The 20,711-nt window shown below is 73.9% G+C and carries 15 protein-coding genes and 1 pseudogene; 8 read left to right on the top strand and 8 right to left on the bottom strand.

Annotated elements, in window-relative coordinates; genetic code table 11:
- On the bottom strand, window positions 1-662 hold a 662-nt coding region (locus tag AOK00_RS17560; RefSeq protein ID WP_301554213.1), incomplete at its 3' end, for an MFS transporter.
- A gap of 46 nt (window positions 663-708) precedes the next feature.
- Between AOK00_RS17560 and AOK00_RS17555 the strand changes: the two genes are divergently transcribed.
- From AOK00_RS17555 to AOK00_RS17545, 3 genes are all read left to right on the top strand, one after another.
- Complete coding sequence (locus AOK00_RS17555; protein WP_055601248.1) at window positions 709-2,028, top strand: aminotransferase class I/II-fold pyridoxal phosphate-dependent enzyme; 1,320 nt, start codon at window positions 709-711, stop codon at window positions 2,026-2,028.
- 364 nt (window positions 2,029-2,392) lie between these two features.
- A complete protein-coding gene (locus AOK00_RS17550) occupies window positions 2,393-3,229 on the top strand; it encodes an RNA polymerase sigma factor (RefSeq protein WP_079042050.1) in 837 nt (278 codons plus the stop codon).
- Window positions 3,226-4,329, top strand: coding sequence for a CU044_5270 family protein (locus tag AOK00_RS17545; RefSeq protein ID WP_055601247.1), 1,104 nt, complete (start codon window positions 3,226-3,228; stop codon window positions 4,327-4,329). The genes AOK00_RS17550 and AOK00_RS17545 overlap by 4 nt, the downstream gene beginning before the upstream one ends.
- Window positions 4,330-4,421: 92 nt before the next feature.
- Here the strand turns inward: AOK00_RS17545 and AOK00_RS17540 are convergent, their stop codons facing one another.
- Entirely contained in the window at window positions 4,422-6,392 is a 1,971-nt protein-coding gene (locus AOK00_RS17540) for an acetoacetate--CoA ligase (RefSeq protein ID WP_055601246.1), read from the bottom strand.
- Window positions 6,393-6,607: 215 nt separating this feature from the next.
- Here AOK00_RS17540 and AOK00_RS17535 point away from each other — a divergent pair, with 215 nt between their 5' ends.
- Window positions 6,608-9,022 carry a glycoside hydrolase family 31 protein gene (locus AOK00_RS17535; protein WP_055601245.1) on the top strand — a complete coding sequence of 805 codons (2,415 nt, stop codon included), beginning with the start codon at window positions 6,608-6,610 and terminating at the stop codon, window positions 9,020-9,022.
- 148 nt (window positions 9,023-9,170) lie between these two features.
- On the opposite strand, the gene AOK00_RS17530 is transcribed toward AOK00_RS17535, so the two are convergent.
- Window positions 9,171-9,671, bottom strand: coding sequence for an NUDIX domain-containing protein (locus AOK00_RS17530; protein ID WP_254047396.1), 501 nt, complete (start codon window positions 9,669-9,671; stop codon window positions 9,171-9,173).
- Between the two features lie 58 nt (window positions 9,672-9,729).
- Here AOK00_RS17530 and AOK00_RS17525 point away from each other — a divergent pair, with 58 nt between their 5' ends.
- The 3 genes from AOK00_RS17525 (at window position 9,730) to AOK00_RS17515 (ending at window position 12,284) form a co-directional block, all read left to right on the top strand.
- Entirely contained in the window at window positions 9,730-10,551 is an 822-nt protein-coding gene (locus AOK00_RS17525; protein WP_055601251.1) for a M15 family metallopeptidase, read from the top strand.
- A gap of 84 nt (window positions 10,552-10,635) precedes the next feature.
- Window positions 10,636-11,100, top strand: a complete 465-nt coding sequence (locus AOK00_RS17520) for a Zn-ribbon domain-containing OB-fold protein (protein ID WP_055601243.1) — start codon at window positions 10,636-10,638, stop codon at window positions 11,098-11,100.
- On the top strand, window positions 11,097-12,284 hold the full coding sequence (locus AOK00_RS17515) for a lipid-transfer protein (RefSeq protein ID WP_216822252.1): 1,188 nt from the start codon (window positions 11,097-11,099) through the stop codon (window positions 12,282-12,284). The genes AOK00_RS17520 and AOK00_RS17515 overlap by 4 nt, the downstream gene beginning before the upstream one ends.
- Before the next feature lie 258 nt (window positions 12,285-12,542).
- On the opposite strand, the gene AOK00_RS17510 is transcribed toward AOK00_RS17515, so the two are convergent.
- Genes AOK00_RS17510 through AOK00_RS17495 form a run of 4 tightly spaced genes read right to left on the bottom strand, consistent with a single transcriptional unit; the run spans window position 12,543 to window position 17,047 of the window.
- Window positions 12,543-13,148 (bottom strand): GTP-binding protein, encoded by a 606-nt coding sequence (locus AOK00_RS17510; RefSeq protein WP_030326739.1) that lies wholly within the window; start codon window positions 13,146-13,148, stop codon window positions 12,543-12,545.
- Window positions 13,129-13,581 (bottom strand): DUF742 domain-containing protein, encoded by a 453-nt coding sequence (locus AOK00_RS17505; protein WP_254047395.1) that lies wholly within the window; start codon window positions 13,579-13,581, stop codon window positions 13,129-13,131. Before AOK00_RS17505 ends, AOK00_RS17510 begins: the two co-directional genes overlap by 20 nt.
- Before the next feature lie 11 nt (window positions 13,582-13,592).
- The gene (locus AOK00_RS17500) at window positions 13,593-14,042 is read right to left on the bottom strand and encodes a roadblock/LC7 domain-containing protein (RefSeq protein ID WP_055601242.1); all 450 of its coding nucleotides are present in this window, start codon (window positions 14,040-14,042) and stop codon (window positions 13,593-13,595) included.
- A complete protein-coding gene (locus AOK00_RS17495) occupies window positions 14,039-17,047 on the bottom strand; it encodes a sensor histidine kinase (RefSeq protein WP_055601241.1) in 3,009 nt (1,002 codons plus the stop codon). The genes AOK00_RS17500 and AOK00_RS17495 overlap by 4 nt, the downstream gene beginning before the upstream one ends.
- A 435-nt stretch (window positions 17,048-17,482) precedes the next feature.
- Here AOK00_RS17495 and AOK00_RS17490 point away from each other — a divergent pair, with 435 nt between their 5' ends.
- The gene (locus tag AOK00_RS17490; protein ID WP_055601240.1) at window positions 17,483-17,851 is read left to right on the top strand and encodes a hypothetical protein; all 369 of its coding nucleotides are present in this window, start codon (window positions 17,483-17,485) and stop codon (window positions 17,849-17,851) included.
- Window positions 17,852-17,959: 108 nt separating this feature from the next.
- Here AOK00_RS17490 and AOK00_RS17485 read toward each other — a convergent pair.
- Window positions 17,960-20,711, bottom strand: a pseudogene (locus AOK00_RS17485) (hypothetical protein); the annotation flags it as partial.

Here is a 20,711-nt window from a genome sequence, read left to right as displayed (position 1 = left end):
GGTTTGGCCGCGGGCGTGGCGTCGGTGGAGGCGGCGGCGATCCGGGAGGTGGCGGGGGCCGGGGGTTCGGCGCAGCGGAGGGTGAGTGCCGCCATCACGAGGTAGGAGAGGGCGTCTCCGACGAGGAGGAGCTGGAAGGCGGTGGTGCTGCCGACGGCGAGGGCTGCCGCGGCGCCGAGGCCGCCGAGGGTCCAGCCGATGTTGGAGGTGGTGCGGTTGATGGCCTGGTAGCGGACGCGGTCGGGGCCGGCGACCCGGGCGGCGTAGAGCTTGGTGAGGACGTTGGTGGCGCGGTCGGGGAGGGCGCCGGCGGCCGAGAAGAGGACGAGCAGCAGGTAGTCGTCGGTGGTGAGGAGGGCGAGGAGGGCCGCGGCGCGGAGGAGTTGGGCGCAGATGATGACGCGGACGAGGGGGAAGCGGTCGGCGAGGCGGCCGCCGAGGGGGGCGCCTGCGATGCCGGCGGCGCCGGAGACGGCGATGAGGAGACCGACCTGGCCGAGGTCGAGGCCGGTGACGAACGTGAAGTAGAGGGCCATGGCCGTGGACCAGAGTCCGGTGCCGCACTTGTCGATGAAGCCGATGACGAGCATGCGGCGGCCGTCCCGGCCACCGGGGATGCGGTCCTTGAGGGCTGTTCGGGTGGAGTGGGTGGAGCGGCTCAATGGGTCCCCCTTGCGAACTGCTTTGTATTGATACATACTTGATTACGTGGCAGCACAATATTCGATCGAAGGCACGACGGCCAAGGGGATTGCCGCGTCCGTGGAGCGGGGCGTCGCCGAGGGCGGGCTCTCCCCCGGTGACTCCCTGCCTCCCGTGCGGCGGCTCGCGGACGAGCTGGGGGTGAGTCCGGGGACGGTCGCGACGGCCTACAAGGAGCTGCGGCAGCGCGGCCTGATCGTCACGCGGGGCCGGGGCGGGACGGTCGTCGCGGAGGTGCCGTCGGTGGCCTCCCGGCGTCCGCCGCGCGTACCGGAAGGCCTTGTGGACCTCGCCGGCGGCCACCCGGACCCGCTCTTCCTGCCCGTGCTGCGTCCACCGGCGACGGTCGTCCCGGGGTACGGGTCCCACCGTGCCGCGCCTCGCATGGCGGCGCTGGAGGAAGTGACCCGGCAGTGGTTCGAGCGCGACGGGGTGCCCGCTCGGCACGTGACGTTCGCGCACGGGGCGCTCGACTGCATCGCCCGGCTCCTCTCGACGGAGCTGCGGCCGGGTGACGCGGTGGCCGTGGAGGATCCGGGATTCCACCATCTCCTGGACCTGGTACCCGCGTTGGGAATGCGGTTGGTCCCGGTGACCGTGGACGGCGAGGGGCTCGTACCGGAGTCGCTGCGGGCGGCGCTGCGGGGCGGGGTGCGCGCGGTGGTGTGCAGCCCGAGGGGGCAGTGCCCGACCGGGGCGTGCTTCACCCGGTCGCGGCGGGACGAACTCGTTGCGGTACTACGGGACTTCCCCGAGGTGCTCGTCGTCGAGGACGACCACAACGCGGAAGTCGGCGGGGCGGCCGCGTACACCCTCGCCGCCGCCGGGCTCGACCGGTGGGCGCAGGTGCGGACCGTGTCGAAGCACCTCGGGATCGATCTGCGGTGGGCCGGGGTCGCGTGCGACGCGGCCACCCTCGCGCGGCACGACGGGCGGATGCTGATGACGTCGGGATGGGTCAGTCACGTCCTCCAGGAGACGGTGGCCGGCCTGTTCCGCGACAGCGCGGTGCGCGCGCTCGTGGCCGACGGCGAGGCGGCGTACAAGGAGCGGCGCACGGCCCTGATCGACGCGCTCGGGGCGCACCGGATCCGGGCGGTCGGCGCGAGCGGGCTGAACGTGTGGGTGCCCGTGCGGGACGAGTCCGCCGTCGTCAACGGGCTGCGGACCCGGGGCTGGTGGGTGGCCGCGGGGGCGCGGTTCCGGATCGCCGCCCCACCGGCCGTACGGATCACCACGTCGACGCTCGCCCCCGAGGACGCGCCGCGTCTGGCGGCGGACTTCGCGGAGGTCCTGGGGGACGCGCAGGCGACGTACGGCGGTTGACGCCGTCGGGGCCGCCGCAGAGGGGCGCCGCCGCAGGGGGCCGGCCCCGGAAGGGCGGTGGCGACAGCACGCGTGAGCGCTCCGGGGGTCCCTTCCCGGAGTGCTCGGACGCGTCTCGTCAGGTCGTCGCGTCCGGCAGGCGTTCGTCAGGGGTCCGGGGGGCGGCGACGCGCCCGCGTGCCGCCGGGCCCTCGTCGCGGTCGCGGTGGCGCTCAGCCGGGGTCCAGCACCGCGCGTCGCCGGCCCGGTGTTCCCGTGACCCGGGTCGTATCGGCGTTCTCCTGGGGCGGGGCCGGTACGCGGTGTGGCGCGGGTCACGGGAACCGGGACGAACCTTCGCCCAGTGCCTTGTGTGGAATCACCTATGAGAGATCGTTTCCGCGCCGGGGATCCCTCCGCGCTCGGTGAGGCGTACGACGAGCACGCGCGCGTGCTGTACCACTACGCCTTCCGGGTGTGCGGGGACCGGGCGGCGGCCGAGGATGTCGTCTCCGCCTCGTTCCTGGAGGCCTGGCGCTGTCGCGGGAAGGTGCACGCCGAGGGCGGCAGTCTGCGCCCCTGGCTGCTCGGCATCGCGACCAACATCATGCGCGGGTCGGCCCGCGAGGCACGGCGGCGGGACGCGGCGCTGGCGCGGCTGCCCGAGCGGGGCGTCCTGCCGGACTTCGCCGACGACGTCCTCGCCCGGATGACCGACGGGGAGCAGATACGGGCCGCCCGCGCGGCTCTCGGCAAGCTCCGGCGGCGCGAGCGGGAGGTCTTCACGCTCGTCGTGTGGGCCGGGCTCGACTACGCGGCCGCCGGGGAGGCGTTGGGGGTCCCCGTCGGGACGGTCCGGTCCCGGTTGTCGCGGGCCCGGGAACGACTCCGGAAGCTCGCCGACGCCGAACTGCGCTCGGCGCGCCGGGAGGAGCGGGCGGCGGCCGCCGCCGTTCGGTCGCCCGGCGGCGTGGTGGGGCCCGCTGCCGGGCCCGTGGCCGGCACCCGTCCCCGTACGGCCGGCGCGTCCGAGGCGACGCGCCCGGCCGCCGGCTCCGAGGCCGTGCGCCCGGGCGCCTCCCCCGATGCCGTGCGCCCCAGCGCCGCACCCGATGCCGTGAGCCGAACCGCCGCAGCCGATGCCGCGCGCCGAGCGGGTTCGGCGCCGTCCACCGTCCGTCCTGCCCTCGTGCCCCGATCGATCCCGGAGAACCAGGCATGAACGCCTTCGCCCCCCGTACGCCGCGTCACCGCAAGGCCGACGCGAACGCGGACGCCCTGCTGCGGGCCGAACTCGCCGAGCTGCTGCCCCCGCCGCCGGTGCCCGAGCTCGCGCCGGAGCGGGACCGCGAGCTGCGGCACACCGTCCTGCGGAGCGCCCTCGCCTCGGGTGACGGCTCCGTCGCCCACCCCCCTCGTGCGCGCCGGTCGCGCGGCGGGCTCCGGCTCGGCTGGATCGCCGCGCCGGTGGCCGCCTGCGCGGTCGTCGCCGGTGTCGCCGTGCTCGCGCCCCAGGAGGGACCCACCGGGTCTCCGGGCCGCGTCTCGGCCGGGCAGCCCGCATCCCCGGAGGCCGTGCGCTTCCTGTCCGGTGCCGCGCTGGCCGCCGCCGCCGCTCCCGCGCCGGATGCCCGGCCCGGCGGGTACGTCTACGTCAGGAGTCTCGTCGCCCACGCGGGGCGCGACGCGGCCGGCGGTCCGGCCGCGCTGCCGCCCGCGCACCAGCGCGAGGTGTGGCTCTCCGTCGACGGCAGCCGCCCGGGGCTGTTGCGCGAGCCCGGGGCCGCCGACACGGAACTCGGAGCCGAGGCCCCCGTCTACGAGCTGGACGGTCCCGGGGCCACGCCCCGGAAGACCACCCTCGCGGCGGCGGCGCCCTCCGTCACGAACCCGACCCACACATTCGTGGCGACACTCCCCACGGATCCGGACGCGCTGCTGCGCCTCGTCCAGGACCAGACGCGCGCGGGCGAGGGCGACGCCGATCAGCGGGCGTTCACCGCGATCGGAACCCTGCTCGCCGAGACCTGGGCCCCGCCGAAGGTCACCGCCGCGCTGTACGGGGCGGCGGCGCGGATCCCCGGAGTGACCCTCCTGCCGTCCGCGAAGGACGCGGCCGGTCGTGAGGGCGTCGCCGTGGCCCGTACCGCCCACGGCGAGCAGACACAGTGGATCTTCGACCGGGCGACATCGGCGTTCCTCGGTGAGCGCACCGTCCTCACCGAGACCACCTCGGCGGGCTCGGCCGGGACGGTACTCGGGCTCTCGGCGGTGCTCGCCAAGGCGTCCGCCCCGGCGCCCGGCGTGCTGCCGAAGGGCTGAACCGACAGGCGCGAGCCGAGCAGAACCGAAGGGATGCCCGGAAAAGGCCAGGGCCCGCCGATCCGACCGGATCGGCGGGCCCTGCCGTGTGCTCAGCGGCGGCGGTCGGCCGCCAGGGTCTCGTAGAAGTGCAGGAGACCGAGGTCGTCGACCGAGCCGACGTTGACGGCCTTGGCCAGAGGGGTGCCCTGGAGGAGGCGCTTCACCGGCACCTCGATGCGCTTGCCCGTGAGGGTGTGCGGGACGCCCGGGACCTCGATGATCTCGTCGGGGACGTGGCGCGGGGAGAGTTCGGTGCGGATCGTCCCCTTGATGCGGGCGATCAGCTCCTCGTCGAGGGTCGCGCCCTCGACGAGGTGGACGAAGAGCGGCATCCAGTAGCCGCCGTCCGGCTCCTCCAGGCCGATCACGAGGGATTCGCGGATCTCCGGGAGGCGTTCGACAGCCTCATAGATGTCGGCGCTCCCCATCCGGACGCCCTGGCGGTTCAGGGTGGAGTCGGAGCGGCCGTGGATGACGACCGAGCCGTGGTCGGTGATCGTGATCCAGTCTCCGTGGCGCCAGACGCCCGGGAACATCTCGAAGTAGCTGTCGCGGTAGCGGCTGCCGTCCGGGTCGTTCCAGAAGTGGATCGGCATGGACGGCATGGGGTTGGTGACGACGAGTTCGCCGACCTCGCCGATCACGGGCTTGCCGGAGGGGTCCCAGGCCTGGAGGTCGGTGCCGAGGCCGGCCGCCTGCAGTTCGCCGATGTGGACCGGGAGGGTGGGGACGGCGCCCGCGAAGCAGGAGCACACGTCGGTGCCGCCGCTGACGGAGGCGATCCAGAGGTTCTCGCGGACCTCGTCGTGGAGCCAGCGGAAGCCGTCGGGCGGCAGCGGGGAGCCGGTGGTGGCGACGCACTTCACCGCCGAGAGGTCGAAGTCGCGTCCGGGGTGCACGTCCGCCTTCGCGCAGGCCATCACGTACGCGGCGGAGGTGCCGTACAGGGTGGCGCGGGTGCGCTCGGCGACGCGCCACTGGGTGGCGGTGTCGGGGTAGCCGGGGCTGCCGTCGTACAGGACGACGGTCGTGCCGGTGAGCAGGCCGGAGACGAGGAAGTTCCACATCATCCAGCCGGTGGAGGTGTACCAGAAGAACACGTCCTCGGGGCCCAGGTCGCAGTGCAGGCCCAGCTGCTTGACGTGCTCGACGAGGATGCCGCCCTGGGACTGGACGATCGCCTTCGGCAGGCCGGTGGTGCCGGAGGAGTACAGGACCCACAGCGGGTGCGAGAACGGGACCTGCTCGTAGACCGGCTCGACGTCCGCGGCGACGAGGTCGGCCCAGTCGAGGGTGCCCTCGGGGGCCGGGGTGCCGAGCAGCGGGACGTGGACGACGGCACGGAGGGTCGGGAGCTCGGCGCGCAGTTCGGCGACGGTCTCGCGGCGGTCGTGTTCCTTTCCGCCGTAGCGGTAGCCGTCGACGGTGAAGAGGACCACGGGCTCGACCTGCTGGAAGCGGTCGAGGACGCTGCGGGCACCGAAGTCGGGTGCGCAGGAGGTCCACACGCCGCCGACCGCGGCGGTGGCGAGGAGGGCCACGACGGACTGCGGGACGTTGGGCAGGTAGCCACTGATCCTGTCGCCCGGCCGGACGCCGAGGGCGCGGAGTTCGGCGGCGAGGGAGCCGACCTGGCGGCGGAGCTCGGCCCAGGTGATCGGCGTCGGCTCATGTGTCTCGTCCACATGGAGCAGGGCCGTGTCATGGGGGCGCTCGCCGGCTGCGCGCAGGGCGTGCTCGGCGTAGTTGAGGGTGGCCCCGGGGAACCAGTCGGCGCCGGGCATCGAGCGGTCGCCGAGGACGCGCTCGTACGGGGTGGAGAAGCGGATGTCGAACCATTCGACGACCGCCTGCCAGAAGGCTTCGAGCTCGTCGACGGACCAGCGGTGGAGCGCCGGGTATCCGCCCGCGGCCGGGGCGCCGTGGTGTTCGGCGGCCCACGTCTGGAAGCGGGTCACGGCGGCCGTGGCGATGCGTTCCTCGTCCGGCTGCCAGAGCGGCTCGGTCTGCGCTGATGTCATTGGGGCGGCTCCCTGGCTGTACGCGGGGTCGGCGTGTGTCCCGCGCACGTGCTGGGGTGTGCGCGTGACGCGGCTGACAGGACGATGCCATGTGATCGTCTTTCGCACCAGGTCTGCCCGCCCATGGTCGGGTAGTTGAATATGTGCTCCCACCACGGGTGAACGCCAGTTGAACGGAGCCTGTTCCGCCCCCGGTGGGTGGCAGGCTGAGCTGCATGGACGGTCGTGAACTGGTGCGTTCGATGAAGGCGTTCGGCTCGGTACGGGGATTGCGGACGGTGCGGGCGGCGTGGCGGCAGCGTCGGACGGACGCGTGGGGGTTGCCGCCGAGGGGTGCGGAGCGGGCCCGGGTACCGGGGACGGCGACGGGTGCGGACGCCTCGCCCGGCGGGGGGACCATCCGGTTCGCGCGCTCCTCGTTGCGGATCCGTGTGTCGTCGGGCGGCACGGTGTTCTGGGGATGGGACGGGGCGGAGCCGCTTCCCTCGTACGCCCTGGCCGGTGAGGCGCCGGATCCGGATCCGCGGGCCTCCCTGGAGCCCGACACGGACGGCGGCTGGCGGATCGTGTCGGAGCGGGTGACGGTGGCGGTGTCCCGGCACGGGGCGGTGGAGATCCGGACGCCGGGCGGGGTGATGCTGCGCCGGGACCTGCCGCCGCGCTGGTGGGAGCCGGTGGCGCAGGCCGTTCCTCCGGATGGGAGGCCGGCCCCGGCTGCTCGGTCGGTGGCCGACGCGGCCTCGTCCGGCGGGTCGGCGCGGTGGGTGCAGCGCAGCGAGGTGCCGGCGGACGCCCGGTTCTTCGGTCTGGGCGGCCGGTCGGCGGGGCCTCGGCTGCGGGACGGCTCGTACCGCCTCTGGAACACCGACCCCAAGGGAAGGTTCGGCCCCGGGGACGACCCGCTCTACCTCACCATGCCCGTGCAGTTCGTCGTCTCGGACGCGGGGACGCACCTGGCGTTCCACGACAACTCCTGGGACGGCCGGGTCACCCTCGCCGAGGGTGAGGAGGGCGCGGGGTCGGGGCACGACCGGCCGGGGACCAGCGAGGTCCGGATGGGCGGAGGTCCGCTGCGCTGCTGGGTGGTGGTCGGCACCCCCGCGCGCGTGCTCCACGGCTGGGCGGCGCTCACCGGCGCTCCGGCGCTTCCGCCGGACTGGGCGCTCGGGCCGCAGCACGCGCGCTGGGGGTTCGGCAGCGAGCGCGAGGTGCGGCGGATCGTGGCCGGCTACCGGGAGCGGGGGCTGCCGCTGTCCGCCGTCCATCTGGACATCGACCACTACGACGGGCACCGCGTGTTCACCGTCGACCGGGAGCGTTTCCCCGATCTGCCGGGGCTCGCGAAGGAGCTGCGGGAGCAGGGCGTGCGGCTCGTGTCGATCGTGGACCCGGCGGTGAAGGTCGAACCGGGGAACGCGGTCTACGACAGCGGGCGGGCGGCGGGGGCCTTCGTGCGGGACGCGCGGGGCAACGAGGTCCACGGAGTGGTGTGGCCGGGCGAGTGCGCCTACCCGGACTTCACCGATCCGGCGGTACGGGAGTGGTGGGGCGAGCTGTACGAGGAGCGGCTCGGGCAGGGCTTCGCCGGGGTGTGGCACGACATGAACGAGCCGGTGTCCTTCGCGTCCTTCGGTGACATGACGCTGCCGCGCTCGGCACGGCACGACCTGGACGGCCGGGGCGGTGATCACCGCGAGGCGCACAACGTGTACGGCCTCACGATGGCGCGGGCCGGGTACGAGGGGCTGTGCCGGCTGCGGCCCGACGAGCGGCCCTTCCTCTTCTCGCGTTCCGGCTGGGCGGGGATGCAGCGTTACGGGGGCACCTGGTCGGGCGATGTGTCGACCGGGTGGCCGGGGCTGCGGGCCTCGCTCGCCCTGGTCCTGGGGCTCGGACTGTGCGGGGTGCCGTACTCGGGTCCCGACGTGGGCGGTTTCGACGGCAGTCCGACACCGGAGCTGTTCCTGCGCTGGTATCAGCTGGGGGCGTGGCTGCCACTGTTCCGCACGCACGCGGCGATCGACGCGGGGCGGCGCGAACCGTGGGAGTTCGGCCCGGAGGTCCTGGAGCACGCGCGCGCGGCACTGGCCGAACGGGAGCGGCTGCGGCCGTACTTCACGACCCTGGCCCGGCTCGCCCGGATGACGGGCGCGCCGTACGTACGCCCGCTGTGGTGGGGGGCGCCCGAGGACCGGGTGCTGCGCGACTGCGAGGACGCGTTCCTGCTCGGCGACGCGCTGCTCGTGGCGCCGGTGCTGACCAGGGGCGCCGACCGGCGGGCGGTGCGGCTGCCGCGCGGCCGCTGGTACGACACGGCGACGGAGCAGGCGTACGAGGGTCCCGGGCAGGTACTGCTGGACGCGCCGCTCTCCCGGGTGCCGGTCCTGGCGCGGGCGGGGGCGGTGCTCGCGGTGCGGGGTGACGACGGCGAACCGGCCCTGGAGGTGTGGGCGCCCGCTGCCGGGCGGACGGGCGGCGGGCTCGTGGTACGGGACGCGGGGGACGGCTGGGAGACGGCCGAGATCGAGCGGTACCAGTCGCGGCTCGTGGACGGCCGGGTGGTCGTGGAGCGGGTGACGGAGGACGGGGTGGAGGAGGCGGGGCTGCCGGTGCGGGTGCGGGGGTTGTGATCCGCTGCGGAGTCCGGCGCCGCGGAGGCCGAGGTCTGCTCGGAGAAGGGCTTCCGAGGGCGTGAGCCTTGGCGGAAGCAGAGCCTCCGAAGGGCCGTGACCGCTCCCTACGGAGATCCCGCCGACCCTCTCACCGTCGTTCCGCCACTCAGCCGTAGTCCCCGGCGAACCACTTCCGTACCGCCTCCGTGTGGAGCGGGAAGGCGAGTTCCCCGGGTGCGTGGAGCACGTGGTGGCCGCTCGTCTCGTCCGTGGGGGCCGACGGCGGGAGCGCCGACGCCGGGCGGGAGGGGAGGAGCCCGAAGAGGAGGAGGTGGCCGGCCGGGGAGCTCAGCGCGTCGGCGAGGCGCACCTCCTCGGCGGAGGCCACGATCCCGGTCTCCTCGCACAGTTCGCGGGCCACGGCGGCGCGCCAGTCCTCGCCGTGGTCGATGAAGCCGCCGGGCAGGGCGACCTCGCCTCGCGCGGGTTCGATGGTGCGGGTGATGACGACGAGGCCCGTGTCCGTTCCGTCCGTGACGGGAAGGAGGGCGACGGCGACGGGCAGCGGGTTGCGGTAGGCGGTGTGGCCGCAGGCCGGGCAGACGCGGGGCCAGCCGGCGTCGGCGGGGTGGGCGGCGCCGCAGAACGTGCAGTGGGAGTCCTTCACGGGCCGACCGTATGCGATCACCCTTTCCCGGCGCTGCCGGAACTGATAGACGGTGCGCATGACAGGACTTGCCTCCGCCTTCCGTACCCTCGCCGTCGCGGCCGCGGCCGGACTGCTCGCCGTCACGGGCACCGTCGCCGCCCCCGCTCCCCCGGCGTCCGCCGCGCCTGAGCCGAAGGCCCCACGGGAGTTCGTGGCCCTCGCCTCGGTGGACCGCACGATCATTCAGGAGATGCGCTACACGACGGAGCACAACTTCGTGGGCGAGCCGGTGGACGGCTACCGGCAGCCGCTGTGCATCCTGACCCGGCCGGCCGCCGAGGCCCTGCACCGTGCGCAGGTCCGTCTCCTCGCCCGCGGCTACACGCTCAAGGTGTACGACTGCTACCGGCCGCAGCGGGCCGTCGACCACTTCGTGCGCTGGGCGAAGGACCTGGCGGACGAGCGGATGAAGGGGGAGTTCTATCCGCTCGTCGACAAGTCGAGGCTGTTCGCGGACGGTTACATCGCGGAGAAGTCCGGGCACAGCCGGGGCTCGACGGTGGATCTGACGATCGTCCGGCTGCCGGCCGTGCCCACGCGCGCGTACGTGCCGGGCGAGAGGCTGACGGAGTGCTACGCGCCGCGCGCGGAGCGGTTCCCGGACAACTCCGTGGACATGGGGACCGGGTACGACTGCTTCGACACGCTCTCGCACACCGACGATCCCCGGATCCAGGGCGCACAGCGAACCCATCGGCAGCTGCTCAAGAGCACGCTCGTCGAGCAGGGCTTCGTGAACCTGCCGGAGGAGTGGTGGCACTTCACCTTCAAGCCGGAGCCGTTCCCGAGCACGTTCTTCGACTTCCCCGTGGCACGGAGGTCGGTGGCCGGCCACTGAACCTTCCGCCCGCGGGGCTCCCGTGCCACACTTCTGACGGTTCGTCAGATCGGGATGGGCGACGGATGGGCACGGGAGGCCTCGATGGCACGGACACGCACACCGGTGGTGGCCGGTTGGTTCACCGACGACACCGTGCCGGAGACGGAGTTCCGGCTGCTCGGAACCCGTTGCACGACCTGTACCTCGGTCTTCTTCCCGCGCGCGGACGACGGATGCCGCAATCCGGTCTGCCCCGGGGGCGGGGAGCTCGCCGAGTTCCCGCTCTCCCCACGCGGCCGGGTCTGGTCGTACACCGACGGGCGCTATCGTCCGCCCGCCCCGTACGTCTCCGACCCGGACGCGCCCTGGGAGCCGTACACCCTCGTCGCCGTCGAGCTGGCGGCCGAGGCGATGGTGGTCCTCGGGCAGGCCGCACCGGGGGTGACGACGGCCGATCTGGCGATCGGGACGGAGGTCGAGGTGGTGCCCGGGGTCCTCGACGAGGACGACGAGCACATCTGGACCACCTGGAACTGGCGGCCCGTCGTCCGGGAAGAGCGGTCGTGAACGACATCGCCGTCATCGGGGCGGGAATGCACCCCTGGGGCAAGTGGGGCCGCAGCTTCATCAGTTACGGGACGGCCGCCGCGCGCGCCGCCATCGCCGACGCCGGCCTGGACTGGTCCGACGTCGGCTCCGTCGTCGGCGCGAACACCATGCGGTGCGGATACCCGGGGTACGTGGCCGGGGCGACGTTCGCACAGGCCCTCGGGTGGCAGGGGGCCCGCGTCACCAGCGTGTACGCGGCCTGCGCGTCGGGCGCCCAGGCGATCGGGACCGCCCGGGCCCAGATCCTCTCCGGACTGGCGGACGTGGTCCTGGTCGTCGGCGCTGACGCGACGCCCAAGGGCTTCCTCGCCCCGGCCGGCGGCGAGCGTCCCGACGACCCGGACTGGCTGCGGTTCCGGGTGCTCGGGGCCACCAACCCCGCGTACTTCGCGCTCTACGCCCGCCGCAGGATGGCCCTGTACGGGGACACCCCCGACGACTTCGCCCAGGTGAAGGTGAAGAACGCGGCGGCCGGCGCGCTCAACCCACTCGCCCGCTACCGCGCACGCGTGAGCGCCGAACAGGTCGCCTCCTCCGCCGTCGTCGCCGATCCGCTGCGGCTCCTCGACATCTGCGCCACCTCGGACGGGGGCGCCGCGCTCGTGCTGTCCAGCATGGAGTTCGCGCGCGGCCACGGGCACCCCGACCCGGTGCGGGTCCGGGCCGTGTCGACGGTGTCCCCCACGTACCCCAAGGCGGTCCTCGACCTCCCGGACATCGCGACCGACTCGGCGGTGGCCGTCGCGCCCGCCCCCCACTCCTTCCGCGCCTCCATCGCGCGCGCCGCCTACGAGGAGGCGGGGATCGGGCCCGAGGACCTGTCTCTCGCGGAGGTCTACGACCTGTCCACCGCTCTGGAGCTGGAGTGGTACGAGGACATCGGGCTGTGCGCGGCCGGCGAGGGCGCCAAGCTGCTGCGGGACGGGGCGACCGCGCTCGGCGGACGCCTGCCCGTCAACACCAGCGGCGGACTCGCCTCGTTCGGGGAGGCCGTGCCCGCGCAGGCGATCGCCCAGGTCTGCGAGCTGACCTGGCAGCTGCGGGGCACGGCGGGCGACCGGCAGGTGCCGGGGGCGCGGGTCGGCATCACCGCGAACCAGGGGCTGTTCGGGCACGGGTCGGCGGTGGTGGCGGTGCGCTGAGGATTCGCGGGGCGAGGGGCCTCGGGTGGAGGGCCCTCCGGGTGGAGGAAGGCCGGGTGAAGGGACCTTGCGGGGAGGGAACCTCGGGTGGTGGGACCTCGGCGGGTGGGACCTCGGCGGTGGGCCGAGGTCCCCGGGCCGCGGTGGGCGTTCCGGTGTGCGGCGCGGCCTCTCGGCCGGCGGCGGAGGTCACCTCAGGGGGCTTACCTCGGAGGTCACCTCAGGGGGTCACCTCAGGGGGCCACCTCGGGGGTCACCTCAGGGGGCCACCGTCGCGTGGCTCCGGTCCGCGAGGACGAGCGCGTGCTCGACGACGGCGACGAGGACGTTCTTCACGGACTCGCGGTCCCGGGCGTCGCACATCAGGAGCTCGACCTCCGGGTCCAGGTCCAGCGCCCCGCGCACGCTCTCCGCGGGGAACCGCCGTGCGCCCTCGAAGCAGTTGACGGCCACCGTGAACGGAATGCCGCGCCGCTCGAAGTAGTCGATGGCCGCGAAGCTGTCCTCCAGACGGCGGGTGTCCGCCAGGACCACCGCGCCGAGCGCTCCCTGTGCCAGCTCGTCCCAGAGGAACCAGAAGCGGTCCTGGCCGGGGGTGCCGAACAAGTACAGGACGAGGTCCTCGCGCAGGGTGATCCGGCCGAAGTCCATGGCGACCGTGGTGGTCGTCTTGGTCTCGACGCCGTGCAGGTCGTCGACGGGCCGCCCCGCCTCGCTGAGGATCTCCTCGGTCCGCAGGGGCCGGATCTCGCTGACCGCGCTCACCAGCGTCGTCTTGCCGACCCCGAACCCGCCCGCGACGAGGATCTTCAGGGTCACCGGCTCGACGTACGGCTTCTTGCGGCTAGAGCGCCCGAAGGCCATTGATCACCTCGCGGAGAATGCTCACGTCCGGCAGCTCGGCCGGCGGAACGGGGCGGGTCACATGGACGAGTTCGTCCTCGACGAGGTCGCCGACGAGCACCCTGACCACCCCGACGGGGAGGTCGAGTCCTGCGGCGAGCTCGGCGATCGACTGGGGCTGCTCGGAGCAGCGCTCGACGATCTCCACGTGCTCGGGGGAGAGCGTCTGGTCACGGCCGGGGTCGTCGGCGGCGGGTTCGGGCACGACCACCGCGATCAGGTCGAGCCGGTGGCGGGTGGCGGCGCTCGTCCGGCCGCGGGTCATCGCGTACGGACGGACCACCGGCCCGGCCTCGTCGTCGAACCAGTGGTGGTGGGCCGGGGTGGGGCTCTGGTCCGACTCCGTGTGCCGGTTCGCCCGGTTCAGCTGGTTCCGCTCGGCTGCGTCACTCATGCCGTCCCCACTCACCCTCCCGCGGGCAGACCGGTCCGGGGCGCCGTCGCGAGGTGGGCCCCGACCCGCTTCACCATCAGCGTCATCTCGTAGGCGACCTGGCCGACGTCGGAGTCCGCGTCGGCGAGCACGGCCAGACAGCTGCCGTCACCGGCGGCCGTGACGAAGAGGAAGGCGTCCTCCAGCTCGACGACCGTCTGGCGGACCTTGCCCGCCTCGAAGTGACGGCCGACGCCCTTGGCGAGGCTGTGGAAGCCGGAGGCCACGGCGGCCAGGTGCTCACCGTCCTCCCGGGTCAGGTCCTGGGACGCGCCGGTGGGGAGGCCGTCGCTGGAGAGCACCAGGGCCTTCCGGATGGACGCGACGCGCTGCACGAGCTCGTCGAGGAGCCAGTTCAGCTCGCCGTTGCCGTTTCCGTGGCCGGAGGTGGTGCTGGATGCTGCGGCGTTCGGTGCGGTCATCGACCGTCCCCCTCGGGTGTCGTTCCAGGTGCTGTCGGGTCGTCAGGGTCGGCGTTGTGCTGTCGTCCGCGCTGCCAGCCGCGCTGCATGGCGGCCATGCGCGCGCGAACCTCCTCGGCGTCGCGCTCGAAGGAGTCGGTGTCCGCGGGCGTGTCGCCGGCGTTCGTACGGGCGTCGGCGCGTCCGGCCGTACCACGCTCGGCCGTGCCCTCGGTCGCGCGCAGCTGGGGCGCGAGGCTGGCCTGCCGGACGCGGCGGGGCAGCCCGCCGAAGGGCTCGGGGCTCGCCGGCGGCGGCACGGGGCCCTCCGGTGGTACGGGGACGAGGGTGGGGCCGGTTCCTCGCGGGGCGATGGGCAGACCGTGCTGCCGGCCGGTGCCGCGCGGGGGTACGGGCTGGGCGCCGGGCCGACCGGTTCCGCTCGGAGGCGCCGGCCGCTCGTCCTGCCCGGTGCCGTAGCCATGGTGGTCCGTGCCCCCTGGGCCGTCCGTCACCCGGCCGGGGCCTTCGGTCACCCGACCGGGGGCGGGGTGCGCCCGGCCGTTGAGCGGCTGCTCCACGCCGGGGAGCGCATGGGCCCGGTCGGGCCCTTCGGCGTCCCGGCCCCTGTCCGGCCCGTCGACGCCACGGGCGCCCGGTCCGTCCACGCCACGGCCGCGGTTCTGCTCGTCGAGGCGGCGGCCGTGGTCCACGACGAGGGTCGGGGTGCGGCGGCGCGGCAGCGGTACGGGGCCGAGGACGCCCGCGTCGGCGGGCTTCTCGTCCTCGCCGTGGCCGTTCGTCCGGTCCGCGGCCTGCTGGTGCTGTTCGCCCGCCGGCGCGAGTCCGGCGCGGCGCCTGCCGCGGGGCCGGAAGAGGCCGCCGCGTTCGCTCTCGGTGTCGAGGAGGTCCGCCGCGCCGTCGAGGAGTACGTCGAACTCCTCGCTGCCGAGCGGCCCCTCGAGCTCGACGGGTCCGTCGAGCGGGCCGGGTGCCTCGGTCACGTCCGGGACCCTGGCGAGCGCCGGACGGCGGCTGGGCAGGACGCCGTCGTCGGCGGTCCCGCCGTCGGCCGGGCCGGTGCGTTCCAGCGTCTTGCGGTCCAGGCGGAAGCCGGCGCCCTGGGTCTCGGGCGCGTCGGTGAGGAGTGCGGCCGGGATGAAGACGACCGCGGTGGTTCCGCCGTACGGGGAGGTCTGGAGCGAGACACGGACGTTCTGGCGCTGGGCGAGCCGGCTGACCACGAAGAGGCCGAGCCGGTCGGTGTCCGAGAGCTCGAACTCGGGGGTCTCGGCGAGCCGGAGGTTGGCGTCGAGCAGGGCGTCGGGGTTCATGCCGAGGCCGCGGTCGTGGATCTCCAGGGTGAAACCGTTGGCGACCCGCTCGCCGAGCACCTGGACGGCGGTGTGCGGGGGCGAGAACACCGTGGCGTTCTCGAGGAGTTCGGCGATGAGGTGGGTGAGGTCCGCGACGGCGGGGCCGCCCACGCCGAGGCGCGGGAGCCTGCGGACCTCGATGCGCTCGTAGTCCTCGACCTCGGCGACGGCGGCGCGGACCACGTCCATGAGCTGGACGGGCTTGCGCCACTGCCGGGAGGGTGCGGCGCCGGAGAGGATGACGAGGCCTTCGGCATGCCGTCGCATGCGGGTGGTGAGGTGGTCGAGCCGGAAGAGGTCGGCGAGCTCGTCGGTGTCCTCGGTGCGCCGCTCCATGGTGTCGAGGAGGGTGAGCTGGCGGTGGAGGAGGACCTGGTTGCGCCGCGCGAGGTTGACGAACACCTCGGAGACGCCGCGCCGCAGCTCGGACTGTTTCACGGCGGCTTCGACGGCGGCGCGCTGGAGGGTGTTGAGGGCCTGGCCGACCTGGCCGACCTCGTCCTGTCCGTATCCCAGGTGGGGGACCTCGGTGCCGACGTCGACCTGTTCGCCCGCGGCGAGCCGTCGCATCACGCTGGGCAGGCGGACGCCGGAGACCTCCTGGGCCTCCTTCTGGAGGCGGCGCAGGTCGCGGACGAGGTCGCGGCCGATGCGGACGGAGATGACGATCGAGGCGAGCAGGGCGAGGAAGCCGAGGACTCCGGCGACGCCTGCCTTGAGGAGGACGCTGTACGCGGCGGGCTGGACGCGGTCCTGGTAACGGTCGCCGGCCGCGGTGTTCTCCCTGGCCAGGTCGTCGAGGACAGGGCTGGCGTTGTCCTGCCAGTAGGCGGGGGTGACGGCGCGCGGGCTGTCGGTGGGCCCCTGTTCGATGATCGCGTTCTCGGCGGTGCGCAGCGGCTGGGTGGCGGGGCTGCGCCAGTACTTCTCGAAGCGGTCGCGCTCGGCGGTGGGCAGGAGTTCGAGGTTGACCTCGTAGAACTGCTCGCGGTTGGCGACCAGGTCGGATATCTCGCGGATCTCCTTGGCGGTGACCCGGTCCGCGACGAGCACGGAGAGGACGAGAGCGTCCTCGCGGGAGAGCAGCTCACGCGCGCGGGTGATGCCGACGAGAGCGCGGCCCTGCTTGTCCATCTCCACGTTCTCGAGGGCGTGGAGGGTGACGAGGAAGCTGTAGCAGGGGTCGACGAGCCGGTTGTAGAACTCGAGGGCCTGCATCCGGCCGATGTCACGTTTCTCCACCGAGCGGCGCAGCGAGGCGATGCCTTCGAGTGCTTCGAGGAGGGAGGAGAGCCGCTGGGCGGTGACGGGCCGCATCTCCTCGCGTACGCCGGGGTCGGCGGCGTTGGCGCGGATGCGGGCGATCTGGCGGTCGGTGGCCCGGCGGGTCTCGTTGAGGGAACCGAGGGCGTTGGAGCCCCGGGGGTCGGCGAGGTAGATGAGGGACTGGCGCCGTTCGAGCTGGATGACGCGGGCGGTGTCCTCAAGGGGGTAGCCGACCTTGTCGACGATGTAGCCGACGTCGAGGAGCTGGTCGGCCTCGCGTCCGGTGAGGGCCGTGGCGAAACCCCACAGGCACGTCAGGGAGATGAGCGGTACGAGCAGCAACGCCACGATCTTCCGGCGGATGGACTTCCCGCGAAAGCGCATGGCCTCCCCCAGCTCGACCTCCGTGGCCCCGGAGGTCCTTCACGTTCGTGACGTCCGGTGTCAACACGCGGAGTCAACCTTGAGATTCAACAAACGGCGGCGTGAGCCTACTACTGCATCACGGCCATCCCGAAGGCGTGTCCGGGCTGTTTTCAGCCTGTCGAGTGAGTCCTGATCATGAGATGTCCTGGTATTCGGGGAGTTGGGATTGGCCAATGTGGCGTAGGACACCTGACGATGCGCCATTTCTCCGGCCTGCGGAGATGGCTGGAATTATTCGTTCCGGTCCCATCCCGCTCACGTTCATCCCAGGTCGGACGAAACCTTTTCCCTCACTCGTGCGTCAATAAGTACGGGGCGGGTTCTGTCCGTGTATAGGAGCTCAAGACGGGCAGGCGTTCCTCAAGACGGTCAGTGGTGGGGAGTGACGGGACAATGGAACACGAGGCGCGGTCGGCGCGGCAGTTGTGGGTGGAGGACGAGCGGGCGCGACGGCGGATGCCGGACCCGGTGCGCGCCGCCGCCGTGCGGGCCGTGATGATCACATCGGTCACGCTCGTCCAGGGGGTCGTGGCGTTCTTCAGCACCGTGACGGGCTCATGGCTGGCGTTCCCGGTGACCGTCAGCGCGGTGGTCTTCACCGTCGTGGCGACCTGGAGTGTGCTCGACGTCTGGATCACCCGTCAGGTGTGGCGCCAGCGCAACGGTGTGGTGTCGGAGCCGAGCAGCACGGCGCGTCCGCCGCTCCGTGCGAAGCGCGGAGAGGACCGGGCGGAGGCGGCGTCGCTGCCCGAGGCGGCCTGAACCGGCGGAACGAAGGTGAGCGGCCCGGCCCCCGTCGAGGGGGCCGGGCCGCTCACTCGTGCGCTGGACCCTGTCGTCGAACCCCCGTCCGGCCCGCGACGACAGGGCCTAGAGGGCCGACGGCCGACTCGGTTCGTCCGCCGTGTGACGGCGGAACATCCGCGTCGCCGTGATCTCGCCGTGGATCGTCTCGCCCTCCGCCGCGGTCTGCGGCAGACCCGGCCGCAGGTGTTCCTCCACGCTGATGTACTTGAGGCCGGCCCGCAGGTCGGCGTCGTTGCGCAGCCGGATCACCAGGGGGAACTCGGCGAGCGCGGTCGTGTCGAACAGGCCCGTCGTGTACAGGAGCTGCACGCCCAGCGCGTCCGACACGGCCCGCTGGAGCTCCAGCAGGTACGTGGCGTTGGCGCGGCCGATCGGGTTGTCCAGGAACAGGGTGCCCGCGTGCCGGTGCTTGTCGCGGCCCCGGTCGTTGGAACGGAGCGCCGCCATCGTGCAGTACAGGGCGATGGCCGCGGTGAGCAGCTGACCGCCGGAGAACACGTCGCCCATCTGCCCGACGGGCACCCGCTCGGCACGCAGCACCGCGTCCGGCTTGAGGATCTCGACGGAGACGCCCTTGGGTTCGAGCGCCGCCTGGACTCCGCGGAGCAGCAGGGACATGCCGTCGCGGCGCAGGTCGGAGTTCTTCCTGACGGCGGCGCGGGTCGCCTCGTCGACGACCTCGCCGAGCCGCTCCGCGAGCGTGGCCTGGTCGGGCTCCTCGAAGCGGATCCGCAGGAACTCCTGGCCCGACCACTCGCCGAGGCCCTCGGGGAGGCGGGAGAGCCGCTGCGCCGAGCGGAGCGTCGCGAGCGAGGACTCCACAAGGCCGCGCAGCCGGTCGACGATCGAGTCGCGGTTGCGCTCCAGCTGCTCCAGCTCGTCGGTGAGGACCCGCAGCCGGGGCGCGAAGGCCTCGGCCCACTTGGCGGCGTGCTCGGGCAGCGCCGACGCGGGCAGTTCGCGGATCTGCTGGCGGGCGGGGGTGCGGACCTGCTCGTAGCGGGTGGAGTTGGCGTGCCGTACGAGGATGTCGCTCGCCTCACGGACGGCGGCGTCGGCCGCCGACAGCTCGGCCGTGCAGGAGCGCAGCGAGCGGCGGGCCTCCGAGGCGGTCGTACGGGCCTCCTCCAGGCTGCCGGGGTACGGCTCGGTCTCCTCCCGCTCCTCGTCGGTGTGGTCGCGGAGCAGGTCCCGCAGCAGGGCGGCGGTCTCGTCGAAGCCGCCCGCCGCGTCCTCGGCGGCCCGGTGGTCCCGGAGCAGACCAGTGTGGGCGGCGCGGGCCGCCTCCAGGGCGTCGGTGCGGGAGGCGAGTTCGGCGGTGGCGGTCCGGAGCAGGGCCTGGGCCCGCTCGGCGTCGGCGGGGACGAGGTCCTCGGGCAGCTCGGTGTGCTCCTCGCCGTCCTCGGGGGCGAGGCGCTCGGCCTCGCCGCGCAGCCGGCCGAGCTTTTCGCTGGCCTCCGACGCGCGGGTCTCCAGCATCTGCACGAGGGACTCGGCGCGGGCGGCGGCGGCCTGGCGGGACGGGCCGTCGGCGCCGTCCGTGGACTCCAGGAGCTGCTCGGCGCGGGTGCGGACCTTGTTGGTGAGGCGGTCGAGCTCGGCGAGGGCGGCGGACTCGTCGCCCTCGGCGCGGGCCTGTTCGGCACGCAGGTCGGCGCCGACGCCGACCTTCTCGTACAGCTGGGACGCGGCCCGGTAGGCCTCGCGCAGGGTGGGCAGCGCGGCGCGGGGCGCGGGCGCGTCGCCCTCGGGGAGGGTGTCGGGTGCGCCGGCGATCTCGGCGCGCTCGGCGCGCAGGGCGCGGGCGGTGCGGTGGGCGTCGTCGGCGGAGCGCTGGGTCGCGCGGCGGTCCTCGTCGGCGGCACGCGCGCGTTCCAGGCAGGTCTGGGCGCGGGCCTCGGCCTCGGCGGCGTCGTCGGCGAGTTCACGGAGCTTGGCCTGCCAGGCGGACCGCTCGCGCAGCCGGAAGGCGAGGCCCGCGAGGGCGTCGGCGACCCGGCGGGCGCGCTGGGCCGCCTCCTGGCGCTCGTCCCGTGCCTGGGCGGTTTCGGCGGCGGCCTCGTCGGCCTCCGCGCGCGCGGTGCGGGCCTCGTCGAGGGTGGCGATCGCGGCCTCCGCGGTCTCCCGGGCGGTCGTGGCGACGGCCGAGAGTTCGGCGAGCATCCCGGGCGGGCAGTCGGCGCGCCAGGCGCCGATCCGGGCCGCGAGGGAGCGGTCGCCTGCGAGTCGGGCGGCGAGGGTGCGGATCTCCTCGTCGCGGGCCGCGGCGCGGGCCCGCAGGGCGTGCCGTTCCTCGTCTGCCGCGTGCTCGTCGTGCATGGCCGGGTTCGGCGGGACGAGGAACACGCTGGGGACGCCGCTGTCGTCCGTGGTGTCCTGCGCCGGTACGGGGGCGAGCAGGGCGGCGGCCGTGCCGACGGCCACCGCGGAGCGCGGCAGCAGGGCCGCGGTGCCGAGGACCTCGCGGGCGCGGCCGTACGAGACGGGGTCGGTGATCACGACTCCGTCGACCAGCTCGGGGCGGGCGGCGAGGACGCGCGCGTGGTCGGCGGGGTCGACGGCCTGGGCGAGGTAGCGCCAGCCGGGGAGGGCGGGGATGCCGTGCTCGCCGAGGTACTCGACGGTGGCGAGGACGTCGGGGCCCGGCGGCAGCAGTCCGCCGTCGCCGAGGGCGCCGAGGATGCGGGAGTCGTCGGCCGCGGCGGTGCGCAGCTCGAAGAGCTGCCGCTCGGCGGAGGTGACGGCCTGGTCGAGCATGCCGCGCAGTTCGTCGGCGTAGCGGTCGAACTCGGTGACGGTGAGGGGGCCCTGGGGC

Source organism: Streptomyces aureus, assembly GCF_001418135.1.
Lineage (GTDB): Bacteria > Actinomycetota > Actinomycetes > Streptomycetales > Streptomycetaceae > Streptomyces > Streptomyces aureus_A.
Note: the sequence above shows the minus strand (reverse complement) of the source record. Positions and strands in the feature narration are given on the sequence as shown.

What these genes read in the sequence shown, in the direction of transcription:
- AOK00_RS17510 (WP_030326739.1), bottom strand. Translation starts at nt 13,148, where the DNA reads ATGGCCTTCGGGCGCTCTAGCCGCAAGAAGCCGTACGTCGAGCCGGTG.
- AOK00_RS17550 (WP_079042050.1), top strand. Translation starts at nt 2,393, where the DNA reads ATGAGAGATCGTTTCCGCGCCGGGGATCCCTCCGCGCTCGGTGAGGCG.
- AOK00_RS17505 (WP_254047395.1), bottom strand. Translation starts at nt 13,581, where the DNA reads ATGAGTGACGCAGCCGAGCGGAACCAGCTGAACCGGGCGAACCGGCAC.
- AOK00_RS17545 (WP_055601247.1), top strand. Translation starts at nt 3,226, where the DNA reads ATGAACGCCTTCGCCCCCCGTACGCCGCGTCACCGCAAGGCCGACGCG.
- AOK00_RS17490 (WP_055601240.1), top strand. Translation starts at nt 17,483, where the DNA reads ATGGAACACGAGGCGCGGTCGGCGCGGCAGTTGTGGGTGGAGGACGAG.
- AOK00_RS17525 (WP_055601251.1), top strand. Translation starts at nt 9,730, where the DNA reads ATGACAGGACTTGCCTCCGCCTTCCGTACCCTCGCCGTCGCGGCCGCG.
- AOK00_RS17495 (WP_055601241.1), bottom strand. Translation starts at nt 17,047, where the DNA reads ATGCGCTTTCGCGGGAAGTCCATCCGCCGGAAGATCGTGGCGTTGCTG.
- AOK00_RS17535 (WP_055601245.1), top strand. Translation starts at nt 6,608, where the DNA reads ATGGACGGTCGTGAACTGGTGCGTTCGATGAAGGCGTTCGGCTCGGTA.
- AOK00_RS17520 (WP_055601243.1), top strand. Translation starts at nt 10,636, where the DNA reads ATGGCACGGACACGCACACCGGTGGTGGCCGGTTGGTTCACCGACGAC.
- AOK00_RS17500 (WP_055601242.1), bottom strand. Translation starts at nt 14,042, where the DNA reads ATGACCGCACCGAACGCCGCAGCATCCAGCACCACCTCCGGCCACGGA.
- AOK00_RS17540 (WP_055601246.1), bottom strand. Translation starts at nt 6,392, where the DNA reads ATGACATCAGCGCAGACCGAGCCGCTCTGGCAGCCGGACGAGGAACGC.